General features: G+C 66.9%; 17 protein-coding genes. 11 read left to right on the top strand and 6 right to left on the bottom strand.

From position 1 onward, the window contains the following. The 3 genes from LJE69_RS07195 to soeA form a co-directional block, all read left to right on the top strand. On the top strand, window positions 1-2,664 hold a 2,664-nt coding region (locus LJE69_RS07195; protein WP_296923285.1), incomplete at its 5' end, for a DEAD/DEAH box helicase. A 231-nt stretch (window positions 2,665-2,895) separates the two neighbouring features. Then, the gene (locus LJE69_RS07190; RefSeq protein ID WP_296923283.1) at window positions 2,896-4,065 is read left to right on the top strand and encodes an NnrS family protein; all 1,170 of its coding nucleotides are present in this window, start codon (window positions 2,896-2,898) and stop codon (window positions 4,063-4,065) included. Between the two features lie 310 nt (window positions 4,066-4,375). Continuing rightward, window positions 4,376-7,282, top strand: a complete 2,907-nt coding sequence (soeA, locus tag LJE69_RS07185; protein ID WP_296923281.1) for a sulfite dehydrogenase subunit SoeA — start codon at window positions 4,376-4,378, stop codon at window positions 7,280-7,282. A gap of 154 nt (window positions 7,283-7,436) precedes the next feature. Here the strand turns inward: soeA and LJE69_RS07180 are convergent, their stop codons facing one another. Then, complete coding sequence (locus LJE69_RS07180; protein WP_296923278.1) at window positions 7,437-7,592, bottom strand: hypothetical protein; 156 nt, start codon at window positions 7,590-7,592, stop codon at window positions 7,437-7,439. A 106-nt stretch (window positions 7,593-7,698) separates the two neighbouring features. Here LJE69_RS07180 and soeB point away from each other — a divergent pair, with 106 nt between their 5' ends. Further along, window positions 7,699-8,421, top strand: coding sequence for a sulfite dehydrogenase subunit SoeB (soeB, locus tag LJE69_RS07175; protein ID WP_296923275.1), 723 nt, complete (start codon window positions 7,699-7,701; stop codon window positions 8,419-8,421). Between the two features lie 157 nt (window positions 8,422-8,578). Next, on the top strand, window positions 8,579-9,559 hold the full coding sequence (gene soeC / locus LJE69_RS07170; protein ID WP_296923272.1) for a sulfite dehydrogenase subunit SoeC: 981 nt from the start codon (window positions 8,579-8,581) through the stop codon (window positions 9,557-9,559). 52 nt (window positions 9,560-9,611) lie between these two features. Here soeC and LJE69_RS07165 read toward each other — a convergent pair whose 3' ends face one another. Beyond that, window positions 9,612-10,493 (bottom strand): alkaline phosphatase family protein, encoded by an 882-nt coding sequence (locus LJE69_RS07165; protein ID WP_296923269.1) that lies wholly within the window; start codon window positions 10,491-10,493, stop codon window positions 9,612-9,614. A gap of 789 nt (window positions 10,494-11,282) precedes the next feature. Beyond that, window positions 11,283-11,540, bottom strand: a complete 258-nt coding sequence (locus tag LJE69_RS07160; protein WP_296923266.1) for a zinc ribbon domain-containing protein — start codon at window positions 11,538-11,540, stop codon at window positions 11,283-11,285. Window positions 11,541-11,888: 348 nt separating this feature from the next. Here LJE69_RS07160 and LJE69_RS07155 point away from each other — a divergent pair, with 348 nt between their 5' ends. Both LJE69_RS07155 and LJE69_RS07150 read left to right on the top strand, forming a co-directional pair. Further along, window positions 11,889-12,185, top strand: a complete 297-nt coding sequence (locus tag LJE69_RS07155) for a circadian clock KaiB family protein (protein ID WP_296923262.1) — start codon at window positions 11,889-11,891, stop codon at window positions 12,183-12,185. Window positions 12,186-12,289: 104 nt separating this feature from the next. Further along, a complete protein-coding gene (locus tag LJE69_RS07150) occupies window positions 12,290-14,344 on the top strand; it encodes a bifunctional diguanylate cyclase/phosphodiesterase (protein WP_296923259.1) in 2,055 nt (684 codons plus the stop codon). A 162-nt stretch (window positions 14,345-14,506) separates the two neighbouring features. Here LJE69_RS07150 and LJE69_RS07145 read toward each other — a convergent pair whose 3' ends face one another. Continuing rightward, entirely contained in the window at window positions 14,507-15,079 is a 573-nt protein-coding gene (locus tag LJE69_RS07145; protein ID WP_296923256.1) for a protein disulfide oxidoreductase, read from the bottom strand. A gap of 31 nt (window positions 15,080-15,110) precedes the next feature. Between LJE69_RS07145 and LJE69_RS07140 the strand changes: the two genes are divergently transcribed. Next, window positions 15,111-15,788, top strand: coding sequence for a rhodanese-like domain-containing protein (locus tag LJE69_RS07140; protein WP_296923253.1), 678 nt, complete (start codon window positions 15,111-15,113; stop codon window positions 15,786-15,788). A 34-nt stretch (window positions 15,789-15,822) separates the two neighbouring features. On the opposite strand, the gene LJE69_RS07135 is transcribed toward LJE69_RS07140, so the two are convergent. Together LJE69_RS07135 and cysG are read right to left on the bottom strand one after the other, a co-directional pair. Then, window positions 15,823-16,575, bottom strand: a complete 753-nt coding sequence (locus tag LJE69_RS07135) for an ABC transporter substrate-binding protein (RefSeq protein WP_296923250.1) — start codon at window positions 16,573-16,575, stop codon at window positions 15,823-15,825. Window positions 16,576-16,682: 107 nt separating this feature from the next. Beyond that, entirely contained in the window at window positions 16,683-18,116 is a 1,434-nt protein-coding gene (cysG, locus tag LJE69_RS07130; RefSeq protein WP_296923247.1) for a siroheme synthase CysG, read from the bottom strand. A 258-nt stretch (window positions 18,117-18,374) separates the two neighbouring features. Here cysG and LJE69_RS07125 point away from each other — a divergent pair, with 258 nt between their 5' ends. The 3 genes from LJE69_RS07125 to LJE69_RS07115 all read left to right on the top strand — a co-directional run bounded on the left by LJE69_RS07125 (window position 18,375) and on the right by LJE69_RS07115 (window position 19,736). Further along, a complete protein-coding gene (locus LJE69_RS07125; RefSeq protein ID WP_296923243.1) occupies window positions 18,375-18,701 on the top strand; it encodes a rhodanese-like domain-containing protein in 327 nt (108 codons plus the stop codon). A gap of 186 nt (window positions 18,702-18,887) precedes the next feature. Then, window positions 18,888-19,118, top strand: coding sequence for a sulfurtransferase TusA family protein (locus LJE69_RS07120; RefSeq protein WP_296923240.1), 231 nt, complete (start codon window positions 18,888-18,890; stop codon window positions 19,116-19,118). 135 nt (window positions 19,119-19,253) lie between these two features. Beyond that, window positions 19,254-19,736 (top strand): DsrE/DsrF/DrsH-like family protein, encoded by a 483-nt coding sequence (locus LJE69_RS07115; RefSeq protein ID WP_296923237.1) that lies wholly within the window; start codon window positions 19,254-19,256, stop codon window positions 19,734-19,736. Window positions 19,737-19,855 lie beyond the last annotated feature (119 nt).

Raw genomic sequence — 19,855 nt, 5'->3', positions numbered from 1 at the left:
TGGGATCGGCACCAGATCGACCAGCTCGGCCTACCGCCTGTTGCCCCCTTCCACCTCAACATTCGCGGGCAGGGTGTGCTGACCAGCCCGGCATTCCGATTCCGTCATCAACTTCAACGCCGGGACGGTGTCCCGGTGATGGGCGCCAAGTGCCAGGGCACCTTGCTGACGGTCGGCGGAAAGACCTACTCGCTGTTGGACCCGATGTTCTCCCTGATCGAGGGCATGGAGCGCTACAACGCGGCGCCGCAGAGCGACATGGATGCGCGCTTCGCGGCCTGGGCCGAGTTGCAGACGCTGATCCCCGAAGACGCCATCGTGGATCAGCAATTGCGCACCATGAACATCGTGCGGGCGGACGCGCTGGCGCTGGACGTGCGCGACGGCGACGACTTCGACCCGGTGCTGCTGGCACAGGCGGAACTGGACCAAGCGGCACGTGAGCGCGGCGAAACCGCTGCCCCGCGCGATCTGCTGGCACCCGCGGCGCAGCGCGACTTTGGTGAGCGCTTCAGGCGATTGCCCGATGCACGCCGCCGCTACGCGTTGGCGGGCAACTGGTTCGTCATGGTGCCGGAACCGCTGCGGGCGGCGCTCGGTGTGGTTCGTCAGATGCAGGATGCACCGCCTGAGCTTCGCCGCGCCTTTATCGCGAACCCGCATGCCGCCATCAAGGAACAACTCGCCGACCGAATGGACCCCGAGCAACTTGAGGGGCTGTTTCAGGAAACGCCGGCATTCCTGAGTCAGCGCGTCGAGAAGCTCGGCGAGTGGCACCCCAAGCTGCATGCGTTCGTGCCGCAAGGGATGACGGCTTGGTTCCCGGCGGACGAACGGGCGCAGCCGACGGGTGGTGGCGCCGAGGATGATCACGATGGTGGCGACGCCGAGGAGCCTACGGTTGGCGTACCCACCAGCGCCGGCGTGGTCAACTTGAAGCCCGCTGAGATCTCCGACGTCGTCGCCCGCATCCGCACCGCACGTGAGGCGGGACAAGCGGCCTTCACCTGGAACGGGCAGTCGATCCCCAGTGACGAAGAAACCGAGCGGGCATTCGAGCAGATTCAGACGGAGCAGCCTGAGCGGACATCGCCGCTGGTGCCGATCATCAAGGACAACCTCGATGAAGTCGGATTCGAGGCCGTGCAACGGGTTAGGCCCGGCACGCCGGGCGGGTTGCCGCGGGTTCTCAAGAGCGACCTGTACCAGCACCAGCGCGACGGCCTCGACTGGCTCCAGCAGCACTGGGTGGCTGGCTCCAGCGGCTCTCTGCTCGCCGATGACATGGGACTGGGCAAGACGGTACAGACGCTCGCGTTCCTGAGCTGGGTTGATGAGCAAACCCAGGACGCCGGCACCTCCAAGCCGCATCTCATCGTCGCGCCCACCGGGCTCCTTAAGAACTGGGAGGCGGAAGCGGAGCTGCATCTCGCCGAGCCTGGCCTTGGGGACCTGTTCCGGGCATACGGCGCGGACCTGCGCCAGCTCCGTGAGAAGTCAGGCCATGAACGGCGGCGCTATCTGCGGGATCGCGCACAATGGGTGCTCACAACCTACGAGACGCTCAGAGACAGGATCTCTCTCTTCGTCGACGTGCCCTGGCGCGTGGTCGTATTCGACGAGGCGCAGCGGATCAAGAACCCCGGCGCCCGCGTCACGGACATGGCCAAGTCACTCGATGCCGAATTGACCTTGGCGCTGACGGGCACCCCGGTCGAGAACTCGCTGACCGACCTGTGGTGCATCGTCGATGCGGCGCAACCGGGCTTGCTGGGCGCGCACAGCGAGTTCAAGTCGACCTATGCGGCGCAGGCGGACGCCGACCCGGAAGCCTTGCAACGTCTACAGGCAAAGCTGGAACGCGACACCGCGCCGCCGGTGCTGCTGCGGCGCATGAAACAGGATCACCTGAACGGGCTGCCTGAGAAGCACGTGCATCGGACGGAGCGAGAGATGCCCACGGCACAGGTGGCCGCCTATGATGCCATCGTCGCCGACGCCCAAGCATCAGCCGGCAACCCCGGCAAGGTGCTGGAAGCACTGCAAGGGCTGCGTCGCATCTCGCTGCTGCCCGACGACGTGGCGGACGCCGGCATCACAGAACAAACGGTCCAACGCTCCGCGAGACTCCAGGCGCTCGTCGACGTGCTGGACGAGGTCGCCGACAAGGGTGAGAAGGCCCTGGTATTCCTCGAATTCCTGAAGGCCCAGGAAATGCTGGTCCCCTACCTGAGACAGCGCTACCAACTGCCCCGGGACCCGCTGCGCATCCACGGTGGCACGCCTGGCGCGAAGCGCAAGAAGCACGTAGATGCATTCCAGGCATGCCCGCCGGGCGAATTCGACGTGATGATTCTCTCGCCCAAGGCCGCCGGCGTTGGCCTGACGCTTACAGCGGCGAACCATGTCGTGCATCTCTCGCGCTGGTGGAACCCTGCCGTCGAAGACCAATGCACTGATCGCGTCTACCGCATCGGCCAGACGCGAGACGTGCACGTCCATCTGCCGCTCGCGGTACATCCCCGGTTCGAGAAGCAGAGCTTCGATCTGAACCTGGACCGCCTGCTCGAACGCAAGCGGGACCTAAGCGCCAAGGTGCTGATACCACCGATAGCGTCCGACGAAGACTTGGCCGGGTTGGCGGCTGACACGCTTGGGCGTTGATCCAGGTAGACAGGAGCCGGCCCCCTGTGTCGGGAGGATTGGCGCGTCGGCCTCCAACCGCTTGGGGCAGTAGCGCCCGCGCGATTGTCGGCCACGCGCTTGATACGCAGGTGACGGAGCCAGATGTCCGCCGTTTGATTCGCGCCTGCTTGACCTCGCTGCTCAACCATGCCCGACGTGCGCCTCCCCACTTCTGTCCCGAAGCAGCCACCTGCCAGCCCGCGAGGCTTCATGCTGGAGCGCCGTGGGCTGCTGGCGCTGGGCTTTCGGCCGTTCTTCCTCGTCGCCGGGATCATAGCGGTGGTGTCCATGCTGCTCTGGCTCGGCGTGCTGTTCGGCTTGCTGACGCCGCCGCGGTACCTGGCCGGCACCAATTGGCACGCGCATGAGATGCTGTTCGGCTACACGGCCGCCGTCATTGCCGGGTTCTTGCTGACGGCGGCGCGCAATTGGAGCGGCCTGCCGACGGCGAGCGGTCCTGTGCTGGCGCTGCTGGTCGGGCTTTGGCTCGCGGCGCGGATCGCGCCTTGGCTGCACGGCCCGGCCTGGCTGATCGGGTCGCTGGACATCGCCTTCTTTCCGGCGCTCGCCCTGTCCCTGTGGCGGCCGCTGTGGCAGGGGCCGAATCCGACCAATCGTCTGTTTCTCGCCGTGTTCGGCGCCTTTACCCTCGCATCGCTGCTGGTCAACCTCGATGGCATGGGCGTCGCGTCCGGTCTCGCCCCGCGCGGCCAACGCCTGATGCTGGACTCGATCGTGGTGGTGATCCTGCTGGTCGGGGGCCGGGTCATGCCCTTCTTCACGCGCGCCGCGATCCCGGGCGCTCAACCGGTGACGCGGGCCTGGCTCGACGCGCTGACCTTCGGCGCCGCGCTGGCGATGCTCGCACTCCATCTCGTCTTTGCCGGTCATGCGCTGGCCACCCGGGCGGGCGGCGTTGCCGCGGCCAGTGCGGGCGTCCTGCTGCTCGCCCGTTTCGCCGGCTGGCATGACCGGCGTGCGTGGGGCAGGCCTATGTTGGCCGTGCTCTATCTGGGCTTCCTGTGGCTCGCGGCGGGGTTGATCCTGGACGGATTCGCCGCGTTCGCTCTGGTGCCGCAGAGCGTGGCGGTGCATGCCATCACGGCCGGTGCCATCGGGGTGATGACGCTCGGTATGATGACCCGGGTCACACTCGGTCATACCGGGCGGGAGGTGCGCGCGGGGACGCTGACGGTGGTCGCCTTCGTGCTGGTCAACGCGGCGGCGCTGCTGCGCAGTCCTGCCGTGTGGGGCGCGCCTGAGCTCTACCGGGAGTGGCTCATCCTGGCGGGCGTCTGCTGGATCGCCGCCTTTGCGCTCTTCCTCACCGTCTACGGCCCGATGCTGGTGGCGCCGCGGGTGGACGGCAAGCCGGGCTGAACCGGCGGCGCGCCCCAAGCAATCTGTCTCCTCGACGGATGCGTCCATGCGTGGCGACATCCTGGCGCCGCGTGCCCGGCGTCGAGCCGGGCACGCGGCGAGCCGGCTGGAAGCCGGCGCTCCCAGCGTGCTGCCGAGCGGGTGTTTTCCACCAGCCACGAGGCGGTTTGTGCCTGGATTCGGCGCCAAAACCCCGCGATCCATGTCTTTGAATGGAAAGCAAGACTTCATAATCTTGCCCGCGGAACATTAGAATGTTCGGATTCTGTGCATAACGCACACCAATTTTATCGCCGCCCTGGATGTCGCCATGCAAGACCCCGCCGCCCACATCGACCAAGCCAACGGCCACACGGAGGTCAAGGAGACCACCTGTTACATGTGTGCCTGTCGCTGCGGCATTCGCGTGCACCTCCGCGACGGCCAGGTGCGCTACATCGAGGGCAACCCGAACCACCCGCTGAACCACGGCGTGATCTGCGCCAAGGGCAGCTCCGGCATCATGAAGCAGGTATCGCCGGCGCGCCTCACCAAGCCGCTGCTGCGCAAGAAAGGCGCCAAGCGCGGCGAGTCGCAGTTCGAGGAGATCTCCTGGGATGCGGCGCTGGACATGCTGGCGGAGCGTCTCGGCAAGCTCCGCGCGACGGACCCGAAGAAGTTCGCGCTGTTCACCGGCCGCGATCAGATGCAGGCGCTCACCGGTATGTTCGCCAAGCAGTTCGGCACGCCGAACTACGCCGCCCACGGCGGCTTCTGCTCGGTGAACATGGCCACCGGCATGATCTACACCATCGGCGGGTCGTTCTGGGAGTTCGGCGGGCCGGACCTGGAGCGAGCCAAGCTGTTCGTGATGATCGGCACCGCCGAGGACCATCACTCCAACCCGCTGAAGATCCAGCTCAGCAAGTTCAAGCGTCGTGGCGGGCGCTTCGTGTCCATCAACCCGGTGCGCACCGGCTACTCGGCCATCGCCGACGAGTGGGTGCCCATCAAGCCCGGCACGGACGGCGCGCTGTTCCTGGCGCTGATCAACGAGATCATCAAGCTCGGCCTGTTCGACCGCGAGTTCCTGGTGCAGTACACCAATGCCGCGGAGCTGGTGATCGACGAGCCGAGCCGCGACGACCACGGCATGTTCCTGCGCGACTTGGAGGTGGAGATCGTCGAGGGCTGCACCGACCCGCAGAACAAGCTCTGGTGGGACCGTAACCGCCAGGCGCCGGTGCTCGCCCGCGGCGAGGGCGCCGACCCGCGCCTGATGGGCGCTTACGAGATGCCCGACGGCACGCCCGTGAAGCCGTCGTTCCAGTTGCTGAAGGAGCGGGTGGAGCCCTACACGGCGGATTGGGCCGAGGGCATCACCGGCATCCCGGCGGAGACCATCCGCCGGCTCGCGCACGAAATGGGCGTCACCGCCCGCGACCATAAGATCGAGCTGCCCATCCGCTGGACCGACTGCTGGGACAAGGAGCACGACACCGTCACCGGCAACCCGGTGGCCTTCCACGCCATGCGCGGGCTGGCGGCGCACTCCAACGGCTTCCAGACCATCCGCGCGCTCTCCATCCTGATGACCATCCTGGGCACCATCGACCGCCCGGGCGGCTTCCGCCATCGCGCGCCCTTCCCGAAGCCCATCCCGCCGTGCCCGAAGCCGCCGAACCACCCGGAAGCCGTGCAGCCGGAGGCGCCGCTGGAGGGCCTGCCGCTGGGCTGGCCCGCGCGGCCGGAAGACCTGTTCGTGGACGACGACGGCAAGCCGGTGCGGCTCGACAAGGCGTTCAGCTGGGAGTACCCGCTGGCGGCGCATGGGCTGATGCACAACGTCATCACCAACGCCTGGCGCGGCGACCCCTACCGCATCGACACCCTGTTCCTGTTCATGGCCAACATGGCCTGGAACTCGTCGATGAACACCAAATCGGCGCGGGAGATGCTCACCGACACGGACGAGAACGGCGAGTACAAGATTCCGTTCCTGGTGGTGGTCGATACCTACTCCTCGGAGACCGTCGCCTTCGCTGACCTGGTGCTGCCGGACACGACCTACCTGGAGCGGCACGACGTGCTGTCCATGCTCGACCGGCCCATCTCCGAGTTCGACGGCCCGGTGGATGCGGTGCGCCTGCCGGTGCTGCCGCCGAAGGGCGACTGCCGGCCGTTCCAGGACGTACTCATAGAGCTGGGCGGGCGGCTCAAGCTGCCCGCGTTCGTCAAGCAGGACGGCACGCCTAAGTACCGCAACTACCCGGACTTCATCGTCAACTACGAGACCTCGCCCGGCTCCGGCATCGGCTTCCTGGCCGGCTGGCGCGGCAAGTTCGGCGAGAAGTACCTGAAGGGCGAGCCCAATTCGCGCCAGTGGGAGCACTACGCCGCCAACGGCTGCTTCTTCCACCACGAGCTGCCGCGCAGCTACCAGTACATGCGCAACTGGAACAAGGGCTACCTGCACTGGGCGCGCGCGCACGCGCTCACCCGCTGGGCGGAGCCCATCACACTGCACATCTACTCCGAGGTGTTGCAGCGCTTCCGCGCCGCGGCCCAGGGCAAGTGGCCCGGTCGCCAGCCGCCGGATCACCTGCGCGAGCGCATCGAGACCTACTTCGACCCGCTGCCGTTCTGGTACGAGCCGCTGGAGGCTCAGCTCGTTGATCGCAACCGCTATCCGCTGACGGCGCTGACCCAGCGGCCCATGGCCATGTACCACAGCTGGGACAGCCAGAACGCGTGGCTGCGGCAAATCCACAGCCACAACTACCTGTTCGTGAACCCGAAGCTGGCCATCGCCCAAGACATCGAGGACGGCGACTGGATCTGGGTCGAGTCCCACCTGGGCCGGGTCAAGTGCATGTGCCGCTACTCCGAGGCCGTCGAGCCCGGCACCGTCTGGACCTGGAACGCCATCGGCAAGGCCGCCGGCGCCTGGGGCCTGGCGCCGAACGCGGACGAGTCCAGGAAGGGCTTCCTGCTGAACCACCTCATCGGCGAGGAACTGCCCAACGAAGGCGACGGCAATCACTTCTCGAACTCCGATCCCATCACCGGCCAGGCCGCCTGGTTCGATCTGCGCGTGCGCATCTACAAGGCGGAAGGCCCGGCGGAGCGGCAGGTGACCGAGCCCCAGTTCCCGCCCATGAAGGCGCTGCCCGGGCAGGCGGTGCGGTCGCGGACGCGGTGGCAGGCGTATGTGGCGGGGATGTTTGGACGGAAGTAATCGGGAAAAGTGCAGAAAGTGCAAAGTGCAAGAGTGCAGATCCAGCAGCGCGTTCGGCACTGTGCCTGGCCGCGGTGAGCGTCAATGCGATGGGCCCAGATCCACCACGAGGTATCCAGCGTTTCGAGGACGTGATCGGCTGGCGCAAGGCTCGTCAATTTATGGTGCCTTCGATCTCGGCTACATCGATCGGCCAGTGTTTCAACAGCTGGTTTCCGATTGCAGCGAAATCGGCCGAATCATCGCGAAGTTGCGCAGCCGCATCGACGTGCCCGGCCCGTGAAAGTGGCAACAGCTCGCTGCGCGCCACGGCAATGGGACTGGCACTCCTGCACTTTTGCACGCTTGCACGCTTGCACGCTTGCACTTGTACCAAGTCACGCGACGCATAACGCCTAATCGTCACAGGTAGTTCGATGACCCAACTCGCCCTAGTAATCGATCTGAACGTCTGCGTCGGCTGTCACGCCTGCGTAACGTCCTGCAAGCAGTGGAACACCTCCGGGTGGGCCGGGCCCATGGTGGACGAGAACCCCTATGGCGCCGATCCCACCGGCACCTTCTTCAACCGGGTGCAGACGTTCGAGGTGGGCAGCTATCCGAACACCGAGACGGTGCACTTCCCGAAGTCGTGCCTGCATTGCGAAGAGCCGCCCTGCGTGCCGGTGTGCCCCACCGGGGCCAGCTACAAGCGCGAGGACAATGGCGTCGTGCTGGTGGACTACGACAAGTGCATCGGCTGCAAGTATTGCTCTTGGGCCTGCCCCTACGGCGTGCGCGAGCTCGACGAGCAGCAGAAGGTAATGAAGAAGTGCACGCTGTGCATCGACCGCATCACCGATCAGTCCCTGTCGGAGCGTGAACGCAAGCCGGCCTGCGTGCTCGCCTGCCCCACCAGCGCGCGGCTGTTCGGCGACGTGCACGATCCGGACTCGGAGGTCTCGCTCGCCATTCGCGAGCGCGGCGGCTATGCGCTGATGCCCGAATGGGGCACGAAGCCCTCGAACCACTACCTGCCGCGGCAGAAGACGCGCATGCACATCAGCGAGGAAGAGCTGCAGCGCGCCGACAACCCGCTCACCAAGGAAGACATCACTGTTTATACGGGTGAGGAGACGCTGGATGACGTCACTTGGTAAGGGCCAAAGGGCCAAAGGGCCAAGAAGGGCTAAGCGCTGAGCGCCAAGGAGGCTGTGTCGCGCGGCCCTGGGCCCTCGGCGCTGGTGCCGTTACAGCGCTGATCTCGTACTGAGCACCGGAAAACATTGCAAGCCATAAACGAAACCGGACCCCCCTATGCATCCAGCCTTCTCCGTTATCTTCCTGACCACGCTCATCGGCGCCGGTCAGGGTCTGTTCCTGGCCCTGTTCACGGGGCAGTTGTACGCCAGCATTAAGCTTATTGCGCCGCAGACAGCGAGCTTCTATGCGGTGGGCAGTGCGCTGGCGCTGCTGCTGCTGGTCGCAGGGCTGGCGGCCTCGTTCTTCCACCTCGGCCGGCCGGAGCGTGCCTGGCGGGCGGCGTCCAAGTGGCGCACCTCGTGGCTGTCGCGGGAGGTCATCGTGCTGCCCGTGATGATGGGGGTGGTGTTCCTGTACGGGCTGTTCCATTTGCTTGGCTTGACCCAGCCCTGGTTCGTGGCCGGTGATGGCGCGCTGCCCATCGATGCCACCATGGTGCTGGGCTTCATCGGCGTCGCGGTCGCCTTCGCGCTCTATGTGTGCACTGCCATGATCTACGCCAGCGTCAAGTTCCTGGAGGAGTGGCACTCACCCTACACGGTGGGCAACTTCGTGTTCCTGGGCATGGCCTCCGGGTTCATGCTGACGGCGGCGTTTTCCGCCTACTTCGGCAACCATCTGGTGGGCTTCTACGGCACCTGGGCCGTGATCCTGACGCTGCTGGGCCTCGCCACGCGCATCGCCTCGCTGCTGCGCAACGGGTCGCTCAAGCACAAGAGCACCCTGCAGACGGCCATTGGCGTGCGCCACCGCAAGATCGTGCAGAAGTCCCAGGGCTTCACCGGGGGCTCCTTCAATACCCGCGAGTTCTTCCACCACCAGAACCCCGAGACGTTGAAGCTGGTGCGCATCGCCTTTCTGGTGCTGGTGTTCCCGGTGCCGCTGGTGCTGATCGGGATCGCCTATGCGCTGCAGTCTCCGACCCTGCCAATCGTCGCCTTCGTGGTCCAGTATGTTGGCCTGGTGGCCGAGCGCTGGTACTTCTTCGCCGAGGCGCAGCACCCGCAGAATCTGTACTACCAGAGCGTGGCCTGATTCCGGACTCAGCAGGGCGAAGTGCCGAGTGGGGAGTGCGGGAGGGCGTTGATCATAACGTCCGCCACCTTACGATGTATGCTCGGGGACGCGGAGCTACGCTCTTGACCGCGGTTGCGTGGCCCCCGAGGATCACCACCTCGCGGCTGCGGGACTCGGCCACCGACGGGTCCCGAAAGGCTTTGGCCTGGTGCTCGAAGTAGCCCGGGGCGTTGCCTTGGTCCGCCGGCCGGTGATCGTCGGTCAGCACCCGCCCGTCCATGTCGCGGCCGATGGGCAGCCCGAACAGCGCCAGCGCCAGCGCCGTCGGCGTCACGTCCAGCAGGTTGGCACCGTAGACCAGCGCATCCCGGCGGATGCCGGGGCCGCAGGCGGCGAAGATGCCGAAGGCGCGGTGCTCGGCGGCGGGCCCCGCCGGCTCGTTGGGCAGCGCCTTCGGGCGCAGGTGGTCCGGGTGGAAGCCGTGGTCGCTGACCAGCATCACCGTGGCCTCGGGGCCCGCCAGCTCCAGCAGGCGCCCGAGCAGCATGTCATGGAACAGGTAACCCGCATTGACCACGTTGTTGTAGAGGGCGTAGTCGGCCTTATCGACCCAGCCCAGCCGCGGCGGGTGATAGCGCAGGAAGCCGTGGCCGAAGTGGTCGATGCCGTCGAAGTAGACCGCTGCCGGGTCCCAGTCCGGCTGCCGCGCCATCAGGTGGGTGGCCGCGGCCTGCACGCTGGCGCACTCGGCGATGATCTTGGCCACGCTCCCGAGGCGCTTGTCCTTGTGCTGGTCGATCTCGGGCGCCTTGGGCACGAACAGCCGCAGCAGGTCGCCGTCGAGCTCGTGGGGATGCACCCGCAGCGCCGCCAGCTCCTCGGCCAGCTCGGCCAGCTCGGCCAGCTCGGCCAGCTCGGCCAGCTCGGGCAGGTGCACGGTGCCGGGGCGCAACTGCGCGGGGAGAGCGTTCCGGTGCTCGCCTTCCCGACCCACGATCGGGCCGTTGGCGGACCCAGGTGAAGCGGTAGGTCGAGTTAGCGACAGCGTAACCCGACGACCAGAGCTAGTCGCACTGACGGTGATGGACGCGCCCGGGGTGTCCTCGTAATAGGCCCGCAGGATGCTGAAGCCGGAGCCGACGGGCGTGCCCGAGATGTTCATCTCGCCCCAGCCATAGTGGGTGTCGGCGCCGCTGGTGAACGTGAAGCCGAAGAAAGGACCGCGCCACGCGTCTCCGTAGCGGCCGCCGCGGAGACGGCACCGCGCGTCGTACTCAAAGGCCGCGGTGTAAAACAGGCTTTACGCCTGCATCGCGCACATCGATGTCGCAAGTCCGTGCTCTAACCCCGAATCGCAGCAGACGAAGGTCGATACGTCTGCCGCCGGATCTGCGGTCGGCGCAAGCCGGGCGCGCAGTGCTGCGTCGGTGCTCATCGATACCGTGATGGTCCAAGTCGTTGTTGCCCCGGCAGGCAGGCGTTAAGGCAGCCTGTTGGGAGAGTCTGAGCAGAAAGGCGATTGCGGGCAGGGGGCAGGCGATTAGGGACGGGTGACTAGTGCAGCGTTTCACCCAACTTTGCTTTCGTTGTCGTTGTCGTTGTCGTTGTCGTGCGGAGATTCGATTGCGGCAACGACAACGACATCGAGGGGGGAGGTCTCGGAATTTGCGCAGCGAAACACCAGGGGCCGGGGAGGGCGCAGGACAGTATTGCCGCGGCGCCCACCGCAGGCAACCGGCGGTTAGTTGAGGCCGCAGACGCCGCCGGCACAGCAGCCGCCGGTGCTGCATGCGGGTGCGGTGCCGCTGCCGAGACTGTTGCTGGCAATGACGTTGCCGCCGGTGGCGAGGCGTTGCACCGGGGCTTCCGGGGGGGTATCGCCGCAGTCCAGGTTGGCGCGATCGCAGAGCTCGCCCCAGGTGGCGAGCTTTTCGCTCATGCGGTGGCTGACCTCGACCACGCGGCCGTTGGCATCACAGCGATAATCGTAGGTGGGCATCGGGCTGCTCCTATATCGATGTTTTCTAATATGCGCGGATTATAGCCAAGACCCTGTGCGGTCGTGCAATATCCGTCGCGGGCAGACGTTTCGTGTGCGCCGGCGTCCGCGGTGCCCGGGGCGCCGGGGCGGCGATGCTTTCTGCTCGGGGGTGTACAAATTGTTTGCATGGGTAAAAAGCAAGCTCAATGGTCCGGCGGATGGCTTATGCTGTCAGGTGGTGCCTTGGCAGGCTGAAGCTCGCGGCATCGGGCCGAGCATCACACGCGGGGCGTAGCCGGTCGGGGCGCGATGACGGGGTCGGGAGGCACCGCGCAGGCAAACGACGGAGAGCGAGGCAGCACGCCTATGACGGACTTTGCAATCACGCTCTATGTGACCGGGAGCAGCATCGCGGGTGCTCAGGCGGTGGCCAACATCCGGGCGATCTGCGACGCGGCGCTACCCGACGGGTATCGGCTCAAGGTGATCGATGTGCTCGGTGATCCGCAGGCAGCCGATGACGCGCACATCGTCGCCACCCCCACCTTGATCCGTACCGCCCCGCCGCCGCAGCGGCGGGTGATCGGTGATCTGTCCGACTTTGTGAAGGTCAGGTCGATCCTGGACCTGGCGCCTCCGACCACGTCGGAGTCGGCCCCGTAATGAAGGCCCCCTCACGTGCTACGCTGTTGCAGGGGGCGTCCATGCACGTCGAGGGCCCGCGCCGGAGTGTGTCGTCCGGTCAACTCTCGGACCAACCGGGCGCCATGGCCACCGCGCTGGCGGCGGCCATGGGGGCGTCGGACCGCGCGCTGCTATTCGATGTTCTGTTCGCCGCGATGGGCTCCGCGGTCGCGGTGCTGGATGCCGACGGCAGGATCGTCGCCTGGAACGGCTCGGCGGAGCAGGTCTTCGGTTATCCCCGCGAGCAGGCGCTCGGCCAGGATCTGTTCGTGCTGCTGTTCCGGCCCGAGCTCGCGACGTCGGCACGGCCGCTGCCGGATGAAGCCTTCACCGAGGGCGGACAGGCGCGGTCGCACGAATGCAAGGCCCTGCATCGGGACGGCAGCGAGGTGCCCATCGAATTGACCATCACGCCGGCGGCCTCCGGCGCCGGTGCCGCGCGCATCTTCCTCGCCCGCGATCTGACCCGCGAGAAGGAGTTCGTGGAGATGTTCACGGTCAGTGAGGCGAACTTCTACAACGTCGTGCAGCGCAACCGTTCGGGCATTTTGGTGCTCGATGCCGAGGGGGTCGTGCGGTTCGCGAACCCCGTGGCCGAGCAGTTGCTGGCCCGGCACGATGAAGATCTCTGGGGCAAGGAGCTCGGCATCCCGACCATGGATCACTATGTGGAGGTCAACATTCTGCGCGACGACGGCAGCCAGGGCATGGCCGAGATGACCGCTGCCGAGACCCTCTGGCAGGGGCAGACCGCTTACCTGGTGATGGTGCACGACATTACCGAGCGCAAGCGGGCTGAGGAACAGGTGCGCCACCTGGCCTATCACGACGCGTTGACGGGCCTGCCGAACCGGGTGCTGTTCCACGAGCGCCTCGCCGGCGCGCTGCGCCGGCGCCGGCGCAACCGCAACATGGTCGGCCTGTTGTTCATCGATCTGAACGGCTTCAAGGAGGTCAACGACACCTTCGGCCATGCGGCCGGCGACCTGCTGCTCCAGACCATCGGCACCCGGCTCACGGCCTGTCTGCGCGAGATGGACGCGGTGGCCCGCATGGGCGGCGACGAGTTCACCATCATCCTGGAGCAGATCCGCGAGCCCGAGGACGTCGAGCGGATCGCGGACAAGATCCTGCGCGTGCTCGGCGAGACGGTGATGCTGGAGCAGGTGCCGCTCAGCATCAGCGCGAGCATCGGTTACGCGGTCGCGCCACGCGACGGCGAAGACGCGGAGATGCTGGTGCGGCGCGCGGACGATGCGATGTACGCCGCAAAGACGGACCCGGGGACGCACATCGTTGCCTACTCGCCGGATATCTACCGCCTCAAGCCGGGGCGTGCGCAGTTGGAGCGCTCGCTGCGTGGGGCGCTGTTCCGCCAAGAGATGGCGCTGCACTACCAGCCACAGCACCGCTTGGCGGACGGCGGCCTGGTGGGCCTGGAGGCGCTGCTGCGCTGGCGCCATCCCAAGCTTGGCAGCATTGCACCGGCGCACTTCATTCCGGTGTTGGAAGACACCGGGCTGATCCTCGACGTGGGCCGCTGGGTGATCCAGCGCGCCTGCGCTCAACTCGCCGAATGGCGTGCGCACGGGCTCCCCATCGTCCCGGTGGCGGTCAATGTCTCGCCGCGGCAGCTCGCCGACCGCGGCTTCAACGAGATCGTGCTGGGTGCCCTGCAGGAGCATGGCCTGCCGTCGAGCCTGCTCCGCGTCGAGTTGGCGGAGTCCGCGGTGATGGACGACATGGACAGCGCCTCGCGCGCACTCGGGCGTTTGGACCAGGCCGGCGTGGCCTTGGTGCTGGACGACTTCGGCACCGGCTATTCCGCGCTCGGCATGCTGCGTCGGCTGCCGTTCTCGGGGGTGAAGATCGACCACAGCCTGATCACGGCCATGGCGGACAACAAGGAAGACGAGATGCTGGTGGCCGGCCTGGTAGCCATGTTGCACGGCGTGAACAAGACGGTGATCGGCGAGGGGGTCGAGACGCACCGGCAGCTCGAAAAGCTCCGCGCCTGCGGCTGTGATGCGATGCAGGGCTGGTTGTGCGGGCCGGCGGCGGACGTGGACGACACGACGGCACTGCTCGGCGGGCCGGACGCGAGCAGGTTGTGTGAGGCCTTGCGGCGCAGACCCTGACCGACGCCGCGGGCGAGTTGTAACGAAGCCAGGCGCCGCGCGGGGCGTGCCATGGCGGCCGTAGCGGCGCTCACCCAGCAGGTGACGTGCAGCGTCTAGCGCGAATCCAACAACCGCGGGCATTTCGATGCGATTGGAAGCGGTCAACTGCTCTTTCTAGGATTATTGCTCGCCAACCGCCGGTGCCGCGTTCTCATGCCGTTTCGCGGCGCCGCCCATCGCCCACAGCCGCCCGCGCAGCGCGATGGCCGGTGTATAGCCGACGGCGCCGAAGCGGATCTTGCCGGCGGCGTCCAGGACGAAGCTCGCGGGCACCGCGGGCACGCCCCAGGCGCTGGCAATTTCGCCATAGGGGTCGGGGATGGCGTCGAAGCCGAGCCCCTTCTCGCGCAGGTAATCCACCACTTCCTGCCTGCCGCCGGATTGCATGGCGACGGTGACGACCTGATAGTCTCGGCTCAGCGCATCGATGCCGCCCTCTTCGAGCTTGCAGGTGGGACACCAGGTGGCCCAGAAGTGCACCAGCGTCGGTGCCCCGCGCAGGCCAGCGAGGTCGAGGTGCTTGCCAAGGGCCGTCTCGCCTGCCAGCGGCGGCGCGCTGCCGGATGCGAGCGGGCGCGACTTGTACCACTGAACGCCGAGGAAGATGACCAGAACGATGGCCAGGTTCACCAGCAGCCCGCGCCAGCGGCGACGTTGCGGCTTGCGGGCTCGTGGCGCGGTTGGGGGCTGCATGGGATTGCTCCGTGGTGGCGTGGGAAGGCGGTTGCGTGGGTTTACAGCGGTGTCGTTGCTGGTGGGGGGCGCCCCCGCGGGCTTCGCGGCGGACACCTCAGAGGATGTGTTCGATCTCGGCAACCTGAGCGTCGGAATCACCGAGGAGCTCTCCCACATCGAGATGCCCCACGGAGGCGGGACCATTCCCGTGCTGCGCTACCAGGATCCGGCCCACCGCATCGAGTCGCCCTACGACAGGACGGCCCGCCCGTGTCCGCCCTACTGCGTCCAGCCAATGCGGATCGCACCCGGCGTGGAGACCATCGGCGAGCTGGAGGTGCTGGACTACATGCGGCGCATCGCCAGCGGTGACAGCCAGGTCTTGCTCATCGACTCCCGCACCGCGGATTGGGTGGCGCACGGCACCATCCCCGGCGCGGTCAATATCCCGTACGACCGGCTCGACCCGGCCCATGCGTCGCCGCAAACGCTCGCCGAGTTGCTGCAACTGGAGTTTGGCGCGGCCAGCGCCGACGGGCTCTGGAACTTCGAAGGCGCCAAGACGCTGGTGCTGTTCTGCAACGGCGCCTGGTGCGGTCAGTCGCCCACCAGCATCAAGGCGCTGCTGGGGCTGGGCTATCCGGCGCATCGCATCAAGTGGTACCGGGGTGGCATGCAGGCCTGGGAGTCGCTTGGACTGACGACGGTGAAGCCCGGGCGCGAATGACCTTCGGGGCACTTCGAAAAATTCGAGCTGCCCTTCAGTCCGCGACCTCGATGCGCACCGGCATCCAGCGATTCACCATTCGACTCAGCCGGCCCGAGTCGCGCCACTGCTGCACGACGCGGTCGATGTCGGAGAGCAGGCGCTGATCCTCCGCGCGCACCGTCCAGGCGGCGCGTGCTTGGCTCAGGGGCTGAAACATGCCCAACAGCTGTTCCTCGGCGGCGTCGGTTGCGACGGCCCAGATGGTGGGCGCGTCGTGTATGAAAAGGTCTATATCGCCCTGGCGCAGTGCGGCGATGCCGTCGATGACGTCGGCGAAGGGCACCTGCTGCGCCGTGGGCATGCGGCTCTGCACGAAGCGCGCGCCGGCCGTGCCCTGCTGGTAGCCGACCCTCGCCGACGTGGTGATGATGTCCACGGATCGCCGGAAGCGGCCGATGTCCGCTGCGCGGATCAGCGCCATCTGGCCCGACTGGAACAGTGCGGCACTGGCGGCGAGGCCCAGGGCGTCGAGGTCCGTCTGCGGCAACGTGGAAATCATCAGGTCGATACGTCCGCCGCGCAGTGCATTCGCCAGCCGCGCCTCCGGCATCTCCTGCACCTGGAGCTCCTGGTCCAGCGCCTCGGCCAGCGCTTGGGCGAGCTCGACGGCAAGCCCGCGCAGCACGCCTTGGTCGAAGAACGCGAGCGGCGGGCCGCTGGCGCTGACACCCAGGCGCAGCGACGGACGCTCCGGCGCCGCCGCCGCGCCGGGCAGCAGCAGCCAGAGCAGGCAGGCGCCGAACACGGCGCCCCGGACCCCAAGGCATCGACGCCGCCGCGTCCGGCGGGCGCCATGGGGTGCGGCGGCTGGTGTGGCGCCCATGCCGGCGGTGTCGCTGGGGCGGGACTGGGTCAATCCTCCGGCAGCACCGGCGTGGTGGCGCCCTGTTCGCGGTCGGGGATGGTGGTGAACCAGTCGAGCTTTTCGCGCAGGGTCACCACCTCGCCGACGATGATCAGCGTGGGCGGCTCCGGCGGGTCTTCCTCGATCCGCGACAGAATGGTGGCGAGCGTGCCTGCGTAGACCTTCTGCATATGGGTGGTGCCCTGCTGCACCAGGGCCACCGGCATGTCCGGCGAGACGCCGTGCGCAATGAGCTGGTCGACGATGACCGGCAGCCCCACCAGGCCCATGTAGAAGACGATGGTCTGGTTCGGCTGGGCGAGCTGCGCCCAGTTGAGGTTGATCGTGTTGTCTTTGAGGTGCCCGGTGACGAAAGTGACGGACTGGGCGAAGTCGCGGTGAGTCAGCGGAATGCCGGCGTAGCAGGCGCAGCCGTTGGCGGCGGTGATGCCGGGCACCACCTGGAAGGGCACGCCCTCGGCAGCCAGGGTGTCGATCTCCTCGCCGCCGCGCCCGAAGATGAACGGGTCGCCACCCTTCAGGCGCAGTACCCGGTGGCCTTGCTTGGCGAGTCGGGCCATGAGCTTGTTGATCTCCTCCTGGCGCATGGTGTGCTTGTTGCGCTCTTTGCCCACGTAGATGTGCTCGGCGTCGCGGCGCACCATGTCGATGATGGGCTTGGCCACCAGGCGGTCGTAGACCACCACGTCCGCCTGCTGCATCAGCCGCAGCGCGCGGAAGGTGAGCAGGTCGGGGTCGCCCGGTCCCGCGCCCACCAGGTAGACTTCACCGAGCGCGCTCGGGTTGTCGCCGGCGGCGAGCTCGCGCTCCATGGCGGCATCCGCCTCCTGCATCTGCCCCGAGAAGACGCGCTCGGCGACGCCGCCCTGCAGCACGTGGTCCCAGAAGCGGCGGCGGTCACGCTGGTGCTCGAAGCGCGCCTTGACCCGGTCGCGGTAGCGTGCGCAGAGCTCCGCGAGCCTCCCGTAGCCCGCAGGCACCAGGGACTCCAGCCGCGCGCGGATCATGCGCGCCAGCACCGGCGAGGCGGTGCCGGTGGACACCGCCACCACCACCGGCGAGCGGTCGATCACCGACGGCATGATGAAGTTGCAGTCCTCGGGCTGGTCGGCGACATTCACGGGCACCTTGGCGGCCTTGGCCAGCGCGGCGATGTGGCGGTTGACCTGGCGGTCGTCGGTGGCGGCGACGGCTAGGCGCACGTCCAGCAGATCCTCGTCCTCGAACCGGCGCTGCACCCAGTTGATGTCCATATCCTCGTCGACCCGACGCGCCAGCTCCGGCACCAACGCCGGCGACACCAGGCGCACCCGGGCGCCGGCGCGGCGGAGATTGTCCAGCTTGCGCAGGGCGATGGGGCCACCGCCGACGACGAGGCAGGGTTCGTGCTTGATGTCGAGGAAGATCGGGAGTAAGTCCATCGTCGGCTGGTAATGGTGCTCGGATTGTGGTTGGTTGGATAAAGGTGGGTGCTCGGCTGCCGGTCTCCAGCGGCCGGGGGCCCATGCTCGGCCGCCGCACGTAGGGGCGCATTGCCCGAAAGCGCTGGCGCGGCGGACCCGGGACGGCGCGGCGGACGTGTCCGTGGGGCGCTACGACAGGAGCGCCGCCTGCGCATTGCCGTGTTCGTCAAGATTCTTTAATATACTGAAATACTTGGACAAAGGGTAGGTGCTTTCGTGGTCAACGAGATCGATTCTGAATCCCTGCAAGCGCGCCTCGCCGCCGGCGAGGACCTGCTGCTGGTGGACATCCGCACCGCCGCGGAAGTCGCCCAGGGCGCGATCCCCAACGCCAAGCACATCCCGATGCACCTGTTACCGCTGCGCGCGGATGAGCTGCCCAAAGACCAGGACTTCATCTTGTACTGCCGCAGCGGCGCACGCTCCTACCACGCGTGCCAGTACCTGGCCCAGCAAGGGTACGACAAAGCCCTGAACCTGCGTGGGGGAATAATCGCCTGGGCGCGGCACGGCTACGCCATCGGGCATCTGGAGGGCATCTGACGGCGCTGCGCAAGCGGTCGGCCGTGCTGGTGTAGACCGGCTCGGCTGTTGCGTCGGCGGCACTACCCGGCAGATTCTGCGGAAGTTGCGTCAGGCCCTGTTTTTGCCTAATAATCAGAATCTTTGCTGTTGCTGAAATACTAAATCGGCAACCCTCACCCGACCCGACTGCGGAGGTAGACAACAATGGCGGAATTCGATCAGGAACTGGATGCCAGCGGCCTCAACTGCCCGCTGCCCATCCTGCGCGCGAAGAAGACCCTCAACGGCATGGAGGCGGGTCAGATCCTGCACGTGATCGCCACCGACCCCGGGTCCGTCAAGGACTTCGACGCGTTCGCCAAGCAGACCGGCAACGAGCTGATGGAATCCAAAGAGGAAGGTGGCAAGTTCCACTTCCTGATCAAGAAGTCCTGACCCACCCTGCCTGAGAGGGCCCCCGCCGGGCTTCCACAGCCCTGACGGGTGCCACTGTCAACCGGGCGCTCCGCACGCTGAGCGCTCCAAACCCAAATACGACGCCGGGCTCCACTGGGGGTCCGCTTGGAGGACATGATGGACGAGAAGAAGCTGGCGATCATCGCCACCAAGGGTTCCCTCGACTGGGCCTATCCCCCCTTCATCCTCGCGTCCACGGCCGCGGCCCTGGGCTACGAGACGCAGATCTTCTTCACCTTCTACGGCCTTCAGCTGCTGAAGAAGAAGCTGACCCTGGAAGTGACTCCGCTCGGCAACCCGGGCATGCCGATGCCCATGGGCATGGACAAGTGGTTCCCTGTGCTCGGTCTCGCGCTGCCCGGGATGCAGGGCATGATGACGGCGATGATGAAGCAGAAGATGAAGTCCAAGGGCGTCGCCAGCGTCGACGAGCTGCGCGATCTTTGCCAGGAGGCCGACGTCAAGCTCATCGCCTGTCAGATGACCGTGGACCTGTTCGACATGGATACCTCGGCGTTCATCGACGGCGTTGAGTACGCCGGCGCAGCCGCCTTCTTCGAATTCGCCGGCGAAAGCGACATCTGCCTCTATATCTGAGCATCCGCTCGCCGCGCCCTGATCTGCCGATGCCGCCGGTTTTCCGCGGCATCAGCTGCTGATCACAGAGGGGCCGGGCGCCAAGGGCCGGCGGCAGCTCGCCGACCCTTGGCGCCCGG

Origin of the sequence: Thiohalocapsa sp. (assembly GCF_022340605.1) — a bacterium.
Lineage (GTDB): Bacteria > Pseudomonadota > Gammaproteobacteria > Chromatiales > Chromatiaceae > Thiohalocapsa.
Note: the sequence above shows the minus strand (reverse complement) of the source record. Positions and strands in the feature narration are given on the sequence as shown.

What these genes read in the sequence shown, in the direction of transcription:
- LJE69_RS07190 (WP_296923283.1), top strand. Translation starts at nt 2,896, where the DNA reads ATGCTGGAGCGCCGTGGGCTGCTGGCGCTGGGCTTTCGGCCGTTCTTC.
- LJE69_RS07145 (WP_296923256.1), bottom strand. Translation starts at nt 15,079, where the DNA reads ATGCAGCCCCCAACCGCGCCACGAGCCCGCAAGCCGCAACGTCGCCGC.
- soeC (WP_296923272.1), top strand. Translation starts at nt 8,579, where the DNA reads ATGCATCCAGCCTTCTCCGTTATCTTCCTGACCACGCTCATCGGCGCC.
- LJE69_RS07160 (WP_296923266.1), bottom strand. Translation starts at nt 11,540, where the DNA reads ATGCCCACCTACGATTATCGCTGTGATGCCAACGGCCGCGTGGTCGAG.
- LJE69_RS07115 (WP_296923237.1), top strand. Translation starts at nt 19,254, where the DNA reads ATGATGGACGAGAAGAAGCTGGCGATCATCGCCACCAAGGGTTCCCTC.
- LJE69_RS07150 (WP_296923259.1), top strand. Translation starts at nt 12,290, where the DNA reads ATGGCCACCGCGCTGGCGGCGGCCATGGGGGCGTCGGACCGCGCGCTG.
- LJE69_RS07120 (WP_296923240.1), top strand. Translation starts at nt 18,888, where the DNA reads ATGGCGGAATTCGATCAGGAACTGGATGCCAGCGGCCTCAACTGCCCG.
- LJE69_RS07155 (WP_296923262.1), top strand. Translation starts at nt 11,889, where the DNA reads ATGACGGACTTTGCAATCACGCTCTATGTGACCGGGAGCAGCATCGCG.
- soeB (WP_296923275.1), top strand. Translation starts at nt 7,699, where the DNA reads ATGACCCAACTCGCCCTAGTAATCGATCTGAACGTCTGCGTCGGCTGT.
- soeA (WP_296923281.1), top strand. Translation starts at nt 4,376, where the DNA reads ATGCAAGACCCCGCCGCCCACATCGACCAAGCCAACGGCCACACGGAG.
- cysG (WP_296923247.1), bottom strand. Translation starts at nt 18,116, where the DNA reads ATGGACTTACTCCCGATCTTCCTCGACATCAAGCACGAACCCTGCCTC.